This is a genomic window from Pseudomonas corrugata, from assembly GCF_050920615.1.
Classification (GTDB): domain Bacteria; phylum Pseudomonadota; class Gammaproteobacteria; order Pseudomonadales; family Pseudomonadaceae; genus Aquipseudomonas; species Aquipseudomonas corrugata.
Map to the genome: position 1 here is coordinate 1,361,492 of NZ_CP130434.1, position 17,067 is coordinate 1,378,558.

At 59.5% G+C, this 17,067-nt stretch carries 16 protein-coding genes; 6 read left to right on the plus strand and 10 right to left on the minus strand.

The genetic code is table 11. The annotated features are described in order from the left end of the window. Positions 1-6 precede the first annotated feature (6 nt). On the minus strand, positions 7-1,899 hold the full coding sequence (locus QZH45_RS06000; RefSeq protein WP_069018466.1) for an alkaline phosphatase D family protein: 1,893 nt from the start codon (positions 1,897-1,899) through the stop codon (positions 7-9). Positions 1,900-2,037: 138 nt separating this feature from the next. After that, on the minus strand, positions 2,038-3,033 hold the full coding sequence (locus QZH45_RS06005) for a TRAP transporter substrate-binding protein (RefSeq protein ID WP_024777575.1): 996 nt from the start codon (positions 3,031-3,033) through the stop codon (positions 2,038-2,040). A 176-nt stretch (positions 3,034-3,209) separates the two neighbouring features. On the opposite strand from QZH45_RS06005, the gene QZH45_RS06010 reads away from it, so the two are divergent. Next, on the plus strand, positions 3,210-3,722 hold the full coding sequence (locus QZH45_RS06010; RefSeq protein WP_055135703.1) for a type VI secretion system amidase effector protein Tae4: 513 nt from the start codon (positions 3,210-3,212) through the stop codon (positions 3,720-3,722). Next, a complete protein-coding gene (locus QZH45_RS06015) occupies positions 3,719-3,946 on the plus strand; it encodes a hypothetical protein (protein WP_024777577.1) in 228 nt (75 codons plus the stop codon). Before QZH45_RS06010 ends, QZH45_RS06015 begins: the two co-directional genes overlap by 4 nt. A 339-nt stretch (positions 3,947-4,285) precedes the next feature. Here the strand turns inward: QZH45_RS06015 and dctM are convergent, their stop codons facing one another. From dctM to dctP, 3 genes are all read right to left on the minus strand, one after another. Beyond that, on the minus strand, positions 4,286-5,569 hold the full coding sequence (gene dctM, locus QZH45_RS06020) for a C4-dicarboxylate TRAP transporter large permease protein DctM (protein WP_024777578.1): 1,284 nt from the start codon (positions 5,567-5,569) through the stop codon (positions 4,286-4,288). Continuing rightward, a complete protein-coding gene (locus QZH45_RS06025; protein WP_024777579.1) occupies positions 5,566-6,198 on the minus strand; it encodes a TRAP transporter small permease in 633 nt (210 codons plus the stop codon). The genes dctM and QZH45_RS06025 overlap by 4 nt, the downstream gene beginning before the upstream one ends. Positions 6,199-6,260: 62 nt before the next feature. After that, a complete protein-coding gene (gene dctP, locus QZH45_RS06030; protein WP_024777580.1) occupies positions 6,261-7,256 on the minus strand; it encodes a C4-dicarboxylate TRAP substrate-binding protein DctP in 996 nt (331 codons plus the stop codon). 443 nt (positions 7,257-7,699) lie between these two features. Here dctP and QZH45_RS06035 point away from each other — a divergent pair, with 443 nt between their 5' ends. Continuing rightward, a complete protein-coding gene (locus QZH45_RS06035; protein ID WP_024777581.1) occupies positions 7,700-8,071 on the plus strand; it encodes a PH domain-containing protein in 372 nt (123 codons plus the stop codon). Positions 8,072-8,118: 47 nt separating this feature from the next. Here QZH45_RS06035 and QZH45_RS06040 read toward each other — a convergent pair whose 3' ends face one another. Together QZH45_RS06040 and QZH45_RS06045 are read right to left on the minus strand one after the other, a co-directional pair. Further along, positions 8,119-10,425 carry an Orn/Lys/Arg decarboxylase N-terminal domain-containing protein gene (locus QZH45_RS06040; RefSeq protein ID WP_055135704.1) on the minus strand — a complete coding sequence of 769 codons (2,307 nt, stop codon included), beginning with the start codon at positions 10,423-10,425 and terminating at the stop codon, positions 8,119-8,121. Positions 10,426-10,676: 251 nt separating this feature from the next. Then, positions 10,677-11,081: a DUF488 domain-containing protein gene (locus QZH45_RS06045; RefSeq protein WP_024777583.1), complete on the minus strand. Its 405-nt coding sequence runs from the start codon at positions 11,079-11,081 to the stop codon at positions 10,677-10,679. A 222-nt stretch (positions 11,082-11,303) separates the two neighbouring features. Here QZH45_RS06045 and QZH45_RS06050 point away from each other — a divergent pair, with 222 nt between their 5' ends. The 3 genes from QZH45_RS06050 (at position 11,304) to QZH45_RS06060 (ending at position 13,508) form a co-directional block, all read left to right on the plus strand. Then, positions 11,304-12,506 carry a hypothetical protein gene (locus tag QZH45_RS06050; RefSeq protein WP_152980112.1) on the plus strand — a complete coding sequence of 401 codons (1,203 nt, stop codon included), beginning with the start codon at positions 11,304-11,306 and terminating at the stop codon, positions 12,504-12,506. Between the two features lie 12 nt (positions 12,507-12,518). Continuing rightward, entirely contained in the window at positions 12,519-13,064 is a 546-nt protein-coding gene (locus tag QZH45_RS06055) for a DUF4256 domain-containing protein (RefSeq protein ID WP_055135706.1), read from the plus strand. Positions 13,065-13,235: 171 nt separating this feature from the next. Then, positions 13,236-13,508 carry a DUF2790 domain-containing protein gene (locus tag QZH45_RS06060; RefSeq protein ID WP_024777586.1) on the plus strand — a complete coding sequence of 91 codons (273 nt, stop codon included), beginning with the start codon at positions 13,236-13,238 and terminating at the stop codon, positions 13,506-13,508. A 51-nt stretch (positions 13,509-13,559) separates the two neighbouring features. Here the strand turns inward: QZH45_RS06060 and QZH45_RS06065 are convergent, their stop codons facing one another. From QZH45_RS06065 to QZH45_RS06075, 3 genes are all read right to left on the minus strand, one after another. Beyond that, complete coding sequence (locus QZH45_RS06065; RefSeq protein ID WP_055135707.1) at positions 13,560-14,504, minus strand: LysR family transcriptional regulator; 945 nt, start codon at positions 14,502-14,504, stop codon at positions 13,560-13,562. A 103-nt stretch (positions 14,505-14,607) separates the two neighbouring features. Beyond that, positions 14,608-15,558 (minus strand): aldo/keto reductase, encoded by a 951-nt coding sequence (locus QZH45_RS06070; protein ID WP_053192571.1) that lies wholly within the window; start codon positions 15,556-15,558, stop codon positions 14,608-14,610. Then, on the minus strand, positions 15,555-17,063 hold the full coding sequence (locus QZH45_RS06075; RefSeq protein WP_055135708.1) for an efflux transporter outer membrane subunit: 1,509 nt from the start codon (positions 17,061-17,063) through the stop codon (positions 15,555-15,557). The genes QZH45_RS06070 and QZH45_RS06075 overlap by 4 nt, the downstream gene beginning before the upstream one ends. Positions 17,064-17,067: the final 4 nt, after the last annotated feature.

Here is a 17,067-nt window from a genome sequence, read left to right on the forward strand (position 1 = left end):
GCGCCGTCAACGCGGTCCCAGCATCCGCGTCGGCGGTTTGCCGTTGGCGTTGTGCTGGTAGATCTGCGTGGGCTGGCCTTGCTCATTGAAAAACACCTGCCCGATCCCGGCCGAGTTCCACAAGCGCTCTCCCGTCTCGGCATGTTCCGGGGTGTGGGGGATGATGCGCATGCGTCGGCGCTGGGTGAACCAGTTCAAGGGCGAACGTGGGGCGTAGAGCCAACGGTTCAGGCGGTCGAACCATTCCAGCAGCACCGGTGGGAACTCATTCTTGATGCCACTGCTGGTGATCTGCCAGATGCACGGGCCGCCCTTGCGGTGCGGGATCAAGACCTCGTAGACGAAGGAATAATGCACATCCCCTGAGAGCACTACATAGTTCCCCGGGGTCCGCGAGTGTCGGAAAATGTTCAAGATCACCTGGGCTGCGCCGCGGTGGGCCATCCAGTTTTCCGCGTCCACCAGCAATGGATAACCACACCAACTGAACACCCGCTGCACGGTTTCGATCAGCTTCACCCCGAAGATCGGCGCCGGCGAAACGATGATCGCCGAAGGGTGGTCCAGCAGTTCCTGTTGCAGTTCGCTCAGGGCTTCCCAGTCCAGCAAACCGGAGGGATGCCTGAGGTTGCGTTCGCTGCGCCAGCGGCGGGTGCGGGTGTCGAGCACCACCAGGGCCGGGGTGCTGGGCAGTACGTAGTGCCACTGCTGGAAGCCCAGCAAGGTATCGATCAGGGAGTCCTGGGGGCCGCTGTCGAGGTAGCGGTCCCGTGCCGTGTCGCTCAGGGCCACGGTCTGGCGAACCACATCTTCGAACGCATCGGGGTTGTTGCCCCATCCCTGACAGAGCATGTAGGCGATCAACGCGTTGCCGATGATGCGCTTGGAGAACGGGTGACCATAGGCTGTTTCTTCCCATTGCGCGGACAGATTCCAGTCATCGGTGATGTCGTGATCGTCGAAGATCATCAGGCTCGACAGGTGCGCGAACACCCGCGCCACGCTACCCAGGCCGGCCTTGAAGCCATCGATGCGTTGCTGCTCCAACGCGTAGCGCTGGCGTCGTTCGGGTGTCAGTTCGGGTGGCTGCGGGTCGATCAGCGTCCATGGCACCGGCGACCAGACCAGCAGGTACATCGCCAAGACCTCGGCGAAGGTCACCAGGTGATTGTCGGCGCTGCTGCTGGTGAAAATCGGCTTGCGCGCGCCGCCGAAAAATCGCTCGCGCAGGGTTTCGTTGCTTTCCAGGGCCGGCAACAGATCGGCGCGGTGGTAGTTGCTGGCCGGGTGCCGATAAAGCCGGGCGCTGTCTTCCACCACTGCACCGTCCAGGCATTCCTCGAACAACCCCAACCGCTCGATCAGCGCGTGAATCGCCCGTAGCATCGGCCCGGCCACGTCATCGGCGTAGACTTGGTCGCCACTCATCATCAACAGCGCCGGCCGTTGCCCGGTAGCCTGGGCGAGCAGCCGATCGACACAGAGCAAGCCGTCGTTGGCCGGATGATGAGGCTTGCGACACGAGCCGTGGACCAGTTGCCCGATACGCGAATGCAGCACGAAGGTCGGCCGTTTAGCCTCGCCATACAGCAGGTGCGGCGCCCACTCGGCGATGGGCGCGCCGTCCACCAACAGGTCGTATTCCAGCGCGATGTCCTGAGGCAATGGCTGGTCGAGCCGTACATCGATCAGGTGCACAAACGCGTGCTGCCCCACCGGTACCACCGTGCAGCGTTCGGCCTCCAGCGCCAGATCGCCCACACCTTCCACCTGCAATGTCAACGCCAGCGACCGCGTCCCTACCAGCCACATCACCAACCGCGTGGGCTCCAGCCGCCGCAACAGCGGGCCGACCAGGACAGGGGGCAGGACAGTGGGGATATCAGGGGGGAACGGCATGCGCGGGTAAGGCTCTGGCTCAGGTGGAGCAGGGATCATAACGCAGTGCGCTTTGGCATTGAGGAGGAGGGATGATCAAGAGCAGCAGACACCACGCCTGTGGCGAGGGGATAAATCCCCTCGCCACAGGCAGCTCGATCACTGAACCTGATTGGCCGCCTGCGCCGCCTTGAGCAGGTCCGTCCCGATCTCCTTCTCGAACATCCCCCACACCGGCTTCATCTTGTCACGCCAGGCGTTGCGCTGTTCCGGCGTGAGGGTAATGATCTCGGTGGTCTTGGCGTCCAGGACGTGTTGCTTGTCCTGCTGGTTCAACCGCTCTGCCTCACCGTTGGTATAGGCGGTCACCTCAACTACGATCTTGTCCAGTTCTGCGCGGATGTCCGGCGGCAGGCCATTCCAGAAATCGGACGTGGTGATCCACATGTAGTCGAGTGCACCGTGGTTGGTTTCGGTGACGTACTTCTGCACCTCATGCAGCTTCTGGTTGTAGAAGTTTGAATAAGGGTTTTCCGCGCCATTGACGACACCCGCGCGCAACGCCTGGTATGCCACGGAAAAAATCATCGGCTGCGCCTTGGCGCCCACGGCCTTGAACTGTTCTTCCAATACCGCGGAAGTCTGTATCCGGAACACCAGGCCACGGGCATCATCGGGTACGCGCAGGGGTTTGTTGGCCGACAACTGCTTCATGCCGTTGTGCCAATAGGCCAGGCCGACGATGTTCTTGTTTTCCATGGACTTGAGCAGCTTCTGGCCCTCGGGGCTCTGTTGAAAGCGTTCCACCGCGGCCATGTCGTCAAACAGGAACGGCAAGTCGAACAACTGCACGGTCTTGGTGTACTGCTCGAACTTGGCCAACGACCGCGCAATCATTTGCACATCCCCCAGCAGCAGGGCCTCCATCTCCTTGTCATCGTTATACAGGGTGGAGTTGGGATACACCTCGACCTTCACCTTGCCCGCCAGCCGTTCCTCCACCAGCTTCTTGAACATCAACGCGCCCTGGCCCTTGGGTGTCTGCTCGCCCACGACGTGGGAGAACTTGATCACGATCGGTTCAGCGGCCATCGCGGTGGCCCACGCACTGAGGGCGAAAATGCAGAGGAGTGTCTTCCATATCGGCTTGAGCATTGCAGGCTTCCCTTTTTATTTGTCTTTATCGTATAGGCTCATTCAAAACCGGGCGTACAGCGGACAACGACAAGTCTAGGAGAAAAATCGCCGACCGCAGGATGCCCGTCCAAGAGAGGGCCCTCAGTATCTGCTAGGCTATGCCGTCAGAATCGAGAACCTAAGGAAGGGGCAGGATGTTCACATTCGATAAATTATGGAGCAGCCATCCGCAGATATTCGGCGATGCCGCGCCCTGCAGAACCAAAGGCGCCAAAAACTTCAGCGACCAATGTGCGATCAACCTCGGCGTAGCCCTGCGTCGCGCCGGTGCCGACATAAGCCAGCTCAAAAGCGTGCGCCATTGTTGGCAGCACCCCAAAAGCGAAGGGCACATACTGGCCGCCGAAGAACTCGCCAACGCCTTGAACCACGCCAGGATTCCCGGCTTGCAGCCTATGAAGGCCGTCAAAAGTGAAGACTTCGAAGATGCCCTGAATGGGCAGCAGGGTGTCATTTTTTTCAAGGACTTCTGGCGTCGGGCAAATGAAACCACTGCCGGTCGCAGTGGTGACCACATCGACTTATGGAATGGTCGGCGCCTGACGGATTGGATGAGCTACGTGCGTATACAGATGGGTTTTTCGATCGAAGGTACGTTTTCGGATTTCCATGACTCCAAGGACATCTGGTTCTGGAGAGTCATATGAACGTCATCAAGGGAACGTTGTTTGTCCTCCTGATCATTGTCCTGGCCGTCGGGGCGTTCAATCTGGTTTTCATCGCGGTCGGCAACTACTTTGGGCCGTTCTACGAAAGCGAGGCGGATCAGAGCCGTAACTTTGCGATCTGGTTGTTCGGTAATGCCGGGGTGGTGATCATCGCGGCGGTGGTCGGGGGCTTGTGGAATCGCCGGCGCAACCGCCGAATCTGACCACGCCACAGCATCGCAGGAATGCCGCGGCACCCACAGGTCACAGCGACGCCCTGAAGGGCGCCGCTGCAAGGCTGAGACTCAAACCTTTGCAGGGTTCTGTTTTTGCGGATCAATGCCGCGAGGGCGATGAAGTGCCGATCCCCTGCGCTGAAGTCAACGCGATGGTTCTGGAACCGAGGCGTCTTTATCGCGGGCAAGCCTTGCTCCCACAGTCGATCGGCAGTTCGGTCATTGAGCCTGGTTGGCGATCTGCACCACCTTGAGCAGATCCGCTCCGATCTCCTTTTCGAACTCCGGGAGAAAACCGCCGCCGCCACGATTCCGGCAGGCCGGGGATTAATTCATCCCCAACCAGTTCGGCAACGCCAACGAGATCCACGGCACATAGGTGATCAGCATCAGGAACGTCAGCAGGATCATCAACCACGGCAAGGCCGCTCGGATGGTGGCGGGCAGGGACATGCCGGTCACCGCTGAGGTCACGAACAGGTTCAGGCCCACCGGCGGTGTAATCAAACCGATCTCCAGGTTCACCACCATGATGATGCCCAGGTGGATCGGGTCGATACCCAGTTGCGTGGCGATAGGGAACAGGATCGGTGCCAGGATCAGGATGATTGCCGATGGCTCCATGAATGCGCCGGCAACCAGCAGCACGATGTTCACCACCAGCAGGAACGTCACGGGGGTGAGCCCTGCATCGATCACCCAGGCGGTGATTTGCTGGGGAAGTTGCTCGGTGGTCAGCACATGGGCGAAGAGCATGGCGTTGGCGATGATGAACATCAGCATGATGCTCAGCTTGGCCGACTCCAGCAGTACCTTCGGCGTTTCACGGAACGTGAGGTCCTTGTAGACGAACAAGGCGATGAACGCCGAGTACACCGCAGCCACCGCAGCTGCTTCGGTTGGGGTGAACATCCCCGAATAGATCCCGCCGAGGATGATGATCATCAACAGCAGACCCCACAACGCCTTGCGCGCCGTAGACAGCCATTCACGGAACGTTGCCCGGGGCAGGGCCGGCAGGTTCTTTTTCACTGCGACGATGTAGATCGCTACCATCAACGAAATACCCAGCAGCACCCCGGGAATCACACCGGCCATGAACAACTTGCCCACGGAGGATTCGGTCGCGGCGGCATACACCACCATCACGATCGAGGGCGGAATCAGGATTCCCAGTGTCCCGGCGTTGCACACGATACCGGCGCCGAACGATTGTGGATAACCCGAGCGCACCATGCCGGCAATGGCGATGGAGCCAACCGCCGCCACCGTCGCCGGACTTGAGCCGGACAGCGCCGCAAACAGCATGCACGCCAGCACTGCCGCAATCGCCAGGCCGCCGCGGATGTGACCGACGCAGGCGTTGGCGAAGTCGATCAGCCGTCGCGCCACGCCGCCTGTGGTCATGAACGCGCCGGCCAGCAGGAAGAATGGAATGGCCAACAGCGTGTAGTGTTCAGAGGTTTCGAACAGCTTGATCGCCAGGGAGCGTACCGAGTCCGGGCTGAAGAAAATAATGGTCAGCGAACCGGCCAGCCCCAAAGAAATGGCAATGGGCACGCCGATCAGCATCAGGGCAAACAGTGCCGCAAACAGGAAGGCAATGGTCATGGTTTGTCTTCCTCGTGTTCGGTCAGCTTCATCGCTTCCGCCGCTTCATCGGCCAGGCCCAGGCCTGTCTGACGATTCCTCAGGATGCGCACGAGGATTTCCGCGAAGCGGATAAACACCAGGGCAAAGCCCACCGGTACGATCAACCCGATGTGCCATTGCATGATGCCGAATTGACCCAGGTCCTCGGCGCCGATCTGCGCGATCATCAACGTATTGATCCATTCGTAGCTCGCCACCGCCAGCAGCCCGGCGTAGCTCAGGCAGAACAGGCAGGCGATCACTCCGATAAAGCGCTGTACTGGCTTGCTGGCCAGTTTCACCAGCGCGTCGACGCCGATGTGTCCGGCGGTGCGCACGCCATACGACAAGCCGAAAAAGATCAGCCAGCCGAACAGCGCCTTGGTCAGCGAGCTGCTCCAGGTCATGGCCTGGGCCATATTCATGATGCCGTCGCCAATGGCAAATGCCGACTCGCTGGCGGCAGGCCAGTTGTCGCCAATGCTGTAAAAAACGGTGTAGAGGTTATTGAGCACGACATAAACGAAAGTGACCAACGTCATGGCGGCCAGAAGGAAGGCAATGAAACCTTCCTCGAAGTGTTCCCAGGTGCGCCGAAAAGCGTTCATGGAGGACATCTCCTGCAGGGGGACGACAAGCCGGTGCCGCCGTGGCGGCACCGGCCAACCCATTACTGAGCCTTGTTGGAGGCTTCGGCCGCTTTGATCAGATCAGCACCGATGTCGCCTTCAAACTTCTTCCATACCGGCTTCATCTTGTCGCGCCACTCGCCACGCTGTTCAGGTGTGAGCGTAATGATCTCGGTGGTTTTGGCATCGATGATCTTTTGCTTGGCATCCTGGTTCAGTTGCTCGGCTTCCTTGTTTACCTGGGCGGTGACTTCCTTGATGATCTTGTCCAGTTCGGCACGGACATCGGGTTGCAGGCCGTTCCAGAACGTGGTGTTGGTGATCAGCATGTAGTCGAGTACACCGTGGTTGGATTCGGTGATGTACTTCTGAACTTCATGCATTTTCTGGCTGTAGATGTTCGAGTACGGGTTCTCGGCACCATTGACCACGCCGGTCTGCAGGCCTTGGTACACCTCGGCGAAACTCATCTTGCGCGGGTTGGCGTTTACCGCCTTGAACTGTTCTTCCAGCACGGCTGAGGCCTGTACCCGGAACTTCAGGCCACGGGCATCCTTGGGTTCACGCAGCGGCTTGTTGGCCGACAGCTGCTTCATACCGTTGTGCCAATAAGCCAGCCCGGTGATGTTTTTGCTTTCCATGGACTTGAGCAGCTTCTGCCCATCAGGGCTCAACTGGAATCGGTCCACGGCGGAGATGTCATCGAACAGGAACGGCAGGTCGAACAACTGCACGCTCTTGGTGTATTGCTCGAACTTGGCCAGTGACGGCGCAATCATCTGCACATCACCCAGCAGCAAGGCTTCCATCTCCTTGCCATCACCGAACAGCGAGGAGTTGGGGTAGACCTCCACCTTCACTTTGCCCGGCAGCCGTTCTTCCACCAGCTTCTTGAAGAGCAACGCGCCCTGGCCCTTGGGCGTTTGTTCGGCCACCACATGAGAGAATTTGATGATGACCGGATCAGCCGCCATGGCCGTGCTCAATGCACTGAGGGCGAGGGTACAGACGAGTGCTTTCCAGATTGGTTTGAACATTGTGGGGATACCTCGTTATTTTTGTATTTATCGTGCGGGCTCATTCAACCCTAACGCACGTCGGGACAGTTGCAAGTCTAGGCAGAAAACAGTCTGCCTGGGGATTGTGACGGTCGATAACGGAAGAATCGTCCGTACGGTTAACGCCTCGAAGGGAGGCTTCAGCGTCTCCAAGGCCGAGTCGCAAGCATCGTGACCGGCACTGGGTGAAAGGCTTCAGCCAACAACTGTAACGGCAGCAGGAAACCATAAACGAGCCGTAATGGCTACTGGCTTTCAATGCTGCCGGCGGGACAAAGTCGAGGAACCGTGGCGAGGCTGCATGTTTCCGGCGGACGCTGGAAAGGTCCGTTTCCTGTCCTTGTGATACCTGTTGCGATTGCTTCACAATTTCATCTGCCCAGGAAGCCTGGAACGCTTTTCAACTCGACAAGGACCTACGGATGATCGACTTCAACAACAAAGGCTTCTTCAAGCTCAAGCAGAACGATGAATATGCCGAGCGTGTCACGGCCCTGCTGCTGGACGGCGAGCAGGTCATCGACGCCTATAAATCCATGCGTGACGGCGTGGTTTTCACCAATAAACGCATCATTGCGGTGAACGTACAAGGCATCACCGGCAGCAAGAAAGACTTTACCTCTCTGCCGTACAAGAACATCGTGGCTTACTCGGTCGAAACATCCGGCACTTTCGATCTGGATTCCGAGCTGGAGATCTACTTCTCGTCCCTGGGCAAGGTGAAGTTCGAATTCACCGGCAAGACGGGAATCGTTGAGATCTCCAAGGTGATTTCCAAGCACCTTCTGGCTTGACCTCAGGACTCGCTGGAGGGAGGGGCGCCAGGAGGCGGCGCCTTCTCTCAATCGAAGTCTGTCCTGCCGGGCTTCAAGACCAGTAAACGATACTCGCCGTTCTCCACTTCGATTCCATGGGTGTCATGGGAGAAGCCCGGGAAGGCTCTATCGAAGCCCTCCAGTGCTTTCAGATACGCCAGCAAAGGCCCGTCCGCAGGACCGACGCTTTCCCCCGGCATCAGCAAGGGGATACCCGGTGGGTACGGCACGATGCCGGTGGCGGCGATGCGTCCGGCTGCTTCCTCCAAGGTCACTTGCTCGACATCGTTGCGCACCAGTTTTTCGTAGGCTTGCACCGGGCTGTACACGGCGTTGGGCAACGTGCCGAAAGCCTGGGCCATGGTCGAGGTGGTCTTGTTCCTTTTCATCGCGGCGAAGATCTCATCGGCCAGGTCCTTGAGGCCCATGCCGGCATAGCGCTGTTGGTTGGCCGACAGCAGGTCCGGCAGGCACAGCTCCAGCTCGGTGTTTTCGTCATAGTCGCGCTTGAAGTCGAGCAGGGCGTTGACCAGGGTGCCCCATTTTCCTTTGGTGATGCCGATGGAGAAGAGAAACAGGATGGTGAAGTCGGTGGTTTTCTCGACCACGATGCCCTGGTGCTCCAGGTAGGCCTTCAGCACGCAGGCCGGGATGCCGAAGTCGAGCAGGTTTCCATCGTCACCCATGCCAGGGCTCAATACCGAGACCTTGATGGGGTCGAGCATGCAATAGTCCTCTTCGATATCGCCGAAGCCGTGCCAGACCTCGTTCGGATGCAGCACCCAGCAACTCGGGTCCGTTTTGAGCAACACCGGGTCGACCGCATGGAATGGCATCTGGCTGGCGCCAACGCGCACCGACGACGGCTGCCAGCAGGTGAAGAACCATTGCTGCTTGCTCGACATCTCGTTATGCATGCGCGACAGGACCTGGCGAAATGCAACGGCTTCCTCAATGGATTCGCTGGTCAGGATCTGTCCGCTCGGTGCCTCCATCATGGCCGAACTGACGTCGCAGGAGGCCATGATCGCGTAGTTGGGCGAGGTCGAGGCATGCATCATGAACGACTCGTTGAACCGCCCGTGTTCGATCGGGTTGCGGCCATTGCGAACATGAATCATCGAGGCCTGGGACAAGGCAGCAATCAGCTTGTGTGTCGACTGGGTGGCGAACACGGTCGGCTTCGAATCATCGTGTTCGTCGGGGTTGCCGTGCATGGCGAAGCGGTCGCGGTAGAGCGGGTTGAAGCGCGCATAGCCGTACCAGGCTTCATCGAAATGCAGACGATCGACGCTCTGCCCGAGCAATTCTTCCACACGAGTGACGTTGTAGGTCAGGCCGTCGTAGGTGGAGTTGGTGATGATCGCGTGCACCGGTGTCGGGTCGATACCTTTCTTGACCAGCGGGTTGTTTGCGATGGCTGCTTTCACCCCCTCGGCGCTGAGGGTTTGCGGCAGGATCGGACCGCTGATGCCATAGCGGTTGCGGACGGGTACCAGGTAGGTGGGCAGCGCCCCCGACAGGGTCATCGCATGCTCGGCAGACTTGTGGCAGTTGCGGTCGCAGAGGGCGATCTGGTTACGGGTGACGCTGGCCATCAGGATCACACGATTGGACATCGAGGAGCCGTTGGTGACGTAGTACGTGCGATGGGCGCCGAACACCTTGGCCGCGTAGCGCTCACCCTGGCCGATGGGACCACTGTGATCCAGCAGCGAGCCCAGCTCCCCGACCGAAATGGACAGGTCGGCACGCAGCAGGTTTTCCCCAAAGAACTCGTAGAACGCCCGGCCAGCAGTACTTTTGAGAAACGCCGTGCCACCCGCATGGCCGGGGGTATGCCAGGAGTATTCGTAGGAACTGGCAAACCTGACCAGCGCACCGAACATCGGGGGCAGGGAGGCTTTGCGATACCGCTCGATGGCCGCCAGGACACGCCCGCTGAGGAAGCGGCTGGTGTCCTCCGGCAGCCAGATGAAGTCGTCGGCGTATTGCATGACCACCAGGGGAATACTGGAGGCGCTGCTGCGATCGCTGATCAGGAAAACCGGTACCCGGGTGTTGCGTTCACGCAGATTGGTCAGCAGCTTGATGCATTCATCATGGTCCTCGCTGTCGTCCATTTCCCAACTGAGCAGGACACATTGAATCGCCGGGTCCGAATTCAGGATTGACGTGGCGTCGCTCAGGGATTCGGACACCAGCAGGCTGATGGCCCGTTGCTCCACGTCGTTGATCAGCTGAAGCAGCGCTCGACCAAAGACCGTGCGTTTATCCGGCGGGCTGCTGACCAGCAGTGTGAGCATCCCGAGCGTGTGCTTGTTTTCCGTCATGACAGGCCCCCCGAAGTGGTTTTATTCAAGAGGTTCACCGGTACTGGCCCGCCTCCGGAATGCTGTGCGCTGACGGTTTGCGTCGGCACTGTTCAATTGCACCACCGTCATCTTCCGGGTGACTGACATCCCTGCTTCACTCAATGAGCGGTAAAAGCTTAGCTATAGCTGAAGATAGGGATGTCGCAAGGCATCCAGTGGTGGGCTCTGGAGATCTGTCGGGCGGAAAAACGTTCGCAGTCACCTCGGGTTCAGTGGCCCGGAAACTCAGGCAGATAACACGCAGGCGAACTCATTTGCGCCCGTTTCTCCACCTCATCCTCCAGCCATTCGGCCAGCACCACGGCATTGTTTTCGGTGGTCGAGCGCGCTGCGTAAACCAGGGTGAGATTGCCGTTGAGCGCAATGTCCACCAGCTTCCACCAGTGCTGCGGTTGCGCGCCCAGCTCGTGGCGATAGGCTGTTTTGAACTGATCAAAGGACATCTCATCGCCCTTTAGCGCCTTGCGCAATTCAGGAGACGGCGCAACCTCCTTGAGCCATGCATCGATGTTCAGCTCATCCTTGCGGCAATTGCGCGGCCACAGGCGGTCAACCAGCACACGCTGGCCATCGCCGGCGGTGGGTACGTCGTAGGCGCGTTTGCATTGGATCATGACGGGTGGCCTGTCGAGGGGATTGGGTCAGCATAGGCCTTGGCGGCTGGGTTATCACGCACAGAACTGGCGATGCCCTGTGGGGCGAGCCTGTCCGTGAATGCAACCTGTCCGTCACCTCGATACGGACAGTCGGCGCAAAGGCAATTCCCCCCGCTGGACGACCCGAATTCCCCTGTCTAGAGTGAAATATCCGCGCCGGATGCCTCGGGAGGGATTCCAATGAATCAGCTTAATGACTACACCAACCTAAAGGATCCATTGAATATAAAAATCATGGAGCTGGCTCCCAAGGAAAAGCGCGATGGCAAAAAAACCAATCTGTTCTTCACCCCCGACACCGCATTTGACTCCAAGCCACTGACCCTGACGACCGGCAGCTATCCCTTCACGCCCCTCGGCAGCCTGGGTATCACCCAAGTGGATACCACCGGACAGGAGTGGAGGCATGTACTCAATCAAATCACCAACAGGCATGGCCTCACTTCGGACTACGGCAATCCTGACCGAGCCGATCAGTTGGTGTTGCTGGACACTCTGGATGCCGTGAAGATCAAGGAGGCCGTTGCACGGGACAAGCAATTCACCAAAGGCAGCTACTACCACCCCGACGTCGAGCAGGTATTCGGGACAACCAACCCTGTCACAACCTATGCCGCCCAACAGGTCATCGAACGCCGAGCCGTCTTGTGTCAACCCGTGCCCGATCCGATTGCGCTCAACTACTGGAACCTGCTCAGCTCGGACCCCACCGCGCAGGCGAAGCTATATAACTGGCTGCAAACCCATGGGGGGATTTCCCACAAGTTCTCGGTCAATGACAGAAAATCGGGAAACAGAATCCAGAACCACTTCCAGAACCTGGAGAACTCCAACGCCACACATTTCGCCAGCGAAACCCGTGGTGAATATGCCGCCGCCAAATTGCTGATTACCGTCCTCGGCAACGAATACCAGATGAAGATCGGCAAAGCCTCTTCAGGCCGCACCAATGGAATCGACCAGATATGGGTCAAGCGCAACCTGATCAGTGGCGTGGTAGAGGAATACATCATCGTCGAATGCAAAGGCAGCGTGGATGCCTCCCTCAACGAAGCCAAGTATGGCTGGCAGATGTCACCCTGCTGGGTCTTCTACTGCCTTGTCGGCCTTTTGGGCACCAACGGCAGCCTCGCCAGCACCTCGACCACGGATGTGTTCGCCAAGGCCACCATGGTCAGGAAAATCCTCAACGCCTTGATCAACCCGGGTCCTCCCGTGGTGAAAGGCCTGGTCATCCAGCCCATGACCAAATCCGTTACGGCGCCCAATAACATCGAAATGGTCGACTTGGGGGCCTATGACCTGGTCGAGCAATATACGAATGCGGTGGCTGGGCACTCGAAGTTCCATAACGCCCAAGTGTTCACCGGCACTCTGTTCTAGGACGCCAACGCCATGAAAAAAACAGAACAGGAAAACCTCCTGCACACCCTGGAATCCCGCTTCGAACAAAACCCTCATCGCCACCCGGACCTTCAATGGCCTGACGTCCGGGCCCGGCTTGAAAGCAACCCCGCCGCGCTTGAAACCCTCCAGGCCATGGAAACCACCGGAGGCGAGCCGGACGTGATCGGCCACGACAAGCAAACCGGCCGCGTGACCTTCTGCGATTGCGCCAAGGAAACCCCGACCGGCCGCAGAAGCCTTTGCTACGACCGCGCCGCCCTGGACGCGCGCAAGGAAAACAAACCTCGGGGCAGTGCGCTTGAGCTGGCCGAAGAGATGGGCATCGCCCTGATGACGGAGGATCAGTACCGCGAGTTGCAGGCGTTGGAGGCATTTGACCTGAAGACGTCCAGTTGGCTGGCAACACCCGCTGACGTTCGCTCGCTGGATGGCGCGATATTCGGTGACCGGCGTTATGGCAGGGTGTTCGTGTACCACAACGGCGTGCAGTCGTATTACGCGGCGAGAGGGTTTCGTGGGGTGTTGGGCGTCTGAACTGGACGCGCCTGCGCAAGCCTGAGTGCATCACCTCATCATTCATACGCTTTCTGGACAGAGTGTTTGTCCAACCGACCGATGTTTCCTAGGAGGAGCAGTCCTTAGCATCGTCTCCAACCCATGAGCAAACGGCCCATGGGTGAACCTTTCAATGAGACGGTGAATAGCATGAAACTTTCAAAATGGGCGTTGCTTCTGGTCCTGGGCGGTATCGGTGCACAGGCTTATGCCGATGATTCCTCGGCAATGGCCGACGCCGACAACGGGGCGGTCGAAATCTATAGCTACTCCACCAGTCTGGACATCAAACGAGTGATTTCTATCAGCGACGCAGGTGATACCTGTGGGCCGGTGTCGCAACAGATGACCTATGAAGATTCTCATGGCCAGCGGCATGTCTTGCAGTATCAAGTGATGGGCAGTGCTTGTTCCAACGGTTGAGCACCGTGCGGACGATGGAGGGTCGACACTCCATTCGACGCCACCGATCAATCAAAGGTCCGGCGATTTTCTTGTGCCTGCAATGGCCTCATCCGATGCCAGCAGCTCGGGGATGGCCGTTTTCAGAAACGCCACCCAGGTCCTGATTTTCGCATCGACGAACTTTCGCGACGGGTAGATCGCGAACAGGTTGAGTTCCTCCAGATGGTAGTCGGGCAGCACCCGCGTCAAGGTACCTGCCTTCAGGCCTTTCACCGCCGAAGCAATCGGCTGGATGCCAATCCCCATGCCATTTTCTATGGCGACGGTCATCCCGTCAGCCGTGTTGATATGCAGGGGAGACACGGGCACCGTGACCGTCTCCCTGCCTTCGGGTCCCTCGAATGTCCAATTCTCCACCGGCATGACCGTATTGACGATTCTCAGGCAGTCGTGCTCGCAAAGGGCGCCTGGCGTTGCCGGAAGTCCACGCTTTGCCTCGTAAGCCGGTGAGGCGCAGAGCACGCTGTAGATGGCGCCGAGCCGTTGTGCGACGAAACCGGAATCGGGCAGGTCGCGAGCCAGAACGATGGACATGTCGTAGCCTTCTTCGAGCAGGTCGGGCATCCGGTTGGTCAGGGTCAGGTCGAACATCACCGAGGGATGCATTTCCCGATAGCGCGCAATGGCGTTGATCACGTAATGATTGCCGATGGCCGACATGGTATGGATCTTCAGCCTGCCTGCCGGCAGGGTCTGCGCCGTGCCGGCTTCTTCATCGGCTTCCCGTACCTCATCCAGAATCTTCTCGCAGCGTTGCAAGTAGCGCACGCCGGCTTCGGTCAGGACCAGGCGCCGGGTGGTGCGGTTGATCAGGCGCACGTGCAATCGGGCTTCGAGGCTGGAAACCGCCTTGGACACGTTGGTCGTGGTGGTGTCGAGCAACTCGGCGGCGGCTGTAAAGCTGCCGCCCTGGGCGACGGCAATGAAGCACCGCATGGTCTGGAAGACATCCATCGCTGTCACCTCGGATGATGAGTCGCAAATTATAGGGGCTGGCCCCGTGTTTACCGGACGGAAAAAACGAAGACCACGCAACGAGTCGCCGCTGTATCGGATCTCACTGCTTGCGCGGAATGAAGCCGGGAACACCGGTTTCCACTACCGAATTGAAGCGGATACGGGTGGTGATCTCTTCCTTGATCTCCTGCATGGCCCGCTGCGGCAAGGTCGCGATGTTGAAGTTTTCCTGGATGTGGCTCGGTGTCGACGAGGTGGTCAAGAAGGCCGATCCGCGCTGCACCGCCCAGGCCAGCGCCACTTGTGCTGGAGTCTTGCCTACCCGCTTGGCGATGCCGGTGATCACCGCGTCTTCCAGCACGCTCGGCGTCATGCCGTGACCGAGCGGGGCGAAGGCGAGCACGATGATGCCGTGCTGTCTGCAGAACTCCAACAGTTCCCATTCCGGCAGGTAGGGGTGGGCTTCGATCTGCACCACGGCGGGCTTGATACGCGCCGCCGCGACAATCCCCTGGAGGGCGGGCAGAGTGATGTCCGAGAGTCCGATGGACTTGCAGCGGCCTTCATCCACCAGCGCCTCCAGCGCTCGCCAGGTTTCAATCAGGCTAACGCCACCGTCATAGATGACATGCGCAAATGCATCCCGCGGTTCCTGGTCCTCACCCGGGGCGAAGGCGAACGGGGTGTGGATGAGGTAGCAATCGATGTAGTCGACTTGCAAGCGCCGGCGGCTCGCTTCGAAAGCCGGTCTGACCCGCTCGGGACGGTGGTTGGTGTTCCACAGTTTGGTGGTGATAAACACATCTTCGCGGCGGATCCTGCCGGTGGCGAACACTTCCTGAAACGCCATGCCGATCCTGTCCTCGTTGCGGTAGCGTTCGGCGCAATCGAAGTGACGGAAGCCGACCTCCAGTGCGCACTTCACTGCCTCAGTGGTGCTGTTCAGGTCCCGGAACAGCGTGCCAAAGCCCACCGCCGGCAGGGTGCCCACGCCGTTGTTCAACGCGATTCGTGTCGCGCCCAAGTCATCGTGAAACGCTTCGTAAGTCATGGTTGTTCTCCAAAAGATCTTTGATCTGAGCCGTTATCGGCAAGAGATTTCGCGTGATGCGACGTTTGCTCCAGGACACCGACGCTGTTGCCACCGAGCGCCACGAACAGCCGCACCGTATCCAGATAGCGCGCGGTCGTTACCTGGATCTGGCCGAGCAACGCCTGTTGATAGGCGCGCTCTGCTTCCAGTACTTGCAGGATGCTGTTTTCGCCTTGGGCGTAGGCTTGCCGGTTCAATTGCAAACTGGTTTCACCGGCGCGCAGTGCGTCGTCCTGGGCTCGCTGCTGTTCGCTGCCGTGGTTGATCGCTTGCAGCGTGTCCGCGACCTGGCCGAAGGATTGAATGACCGTCTGTTGATAGCGGGCGAGAGACGCGTTGTAGCCATCAATGGCCGCCTGCCGTTCCGCCTTGAGCGTCCCGCCGTTGAAAATCGGTGCGGTCAGACCGGCGGCGAAGCCCCAAAGCGCAGCACCGCCATTGCCCGAGGCCGCTTGTGTCAGCGAGGCCGACAATTCGATATGCGGGTAGAGATTGGCGGTGGCGACCCCCACTGCGGCGCTGGCGATGTGCAGCTCGGCTTCGGCTTGCAGCACATCCGGCCGGGCGTGGGCCAGCTCCGATGGCAAGCTGACGGGAATGTCGGCGGGCAAGGCGAGCTCATCCAGCGTGAAGTCCGGGGCGATCCAGTCCGCCGGGCCCCTTCCCGCCAGTATCGACAGGGCATGGCGCGCGGCGTCGCGCTGTTGGGCGAGCGGCGGCAGCAGTGTACGGTCCTGGGCGAGGCGGGTTTCGGCCAGGGTCACGTCGATTTGGGTCGTCAGGCCATTGAGGTGGGCGGCGCGCACCAGGTCGAGGTTTTTTCCATCGTTGGCCAGCAGCGTTTCCACCGCCTGCATCTGTGCGTTGGCCGAGGCCAGTAACAACGCCTGGCTGGCGACGTCACCGGTCAAGGTCAGGTACGCCGCTTCGTAGCGATGCCGTTGCAGATCCCTCGCTGCCTGCTGCTGTTCGACCCGTCGGCTGTTGCCACCGAACGCATCGAGGTCAAACGCCACCCGTGGTCCAACCCCATAGACGTTCGCGACGGCTGCCCGGGGCGCGTTGTGGGTCCGCTGGCGGCCGGCGGATGCGGCGAAATCGACTTGCGGATACAACGCACCTTCCGAGGCCGCGACGAAGGCCGACGCCTGACGCAGCGTGGCATCGGCGGCGACCAGTTCCAGGTTGCCGTCGATGGCGCGGCGCATCACCTGGTCGAGCTTCGGCGAACGGAAGCCCGACCACCAATTGCCCGTGAGCGTGTGGTCCATGTCGATATGTTGGGCCGGGGCCGATTCACCGAGTTGCTGTTCGGCCTGGGCGTCGTAGTGCTGCGACAGGCTCGCCGCAGGTCGTTGGAAATCAGGGCCCACAGTACAAGCGGACAACAAGAGCAGCGCTGCCAACAGCGTGAGTCGGGTTGGCAACGGCTGCCGATGGGACATACACATAGACGTTTTCATTGCA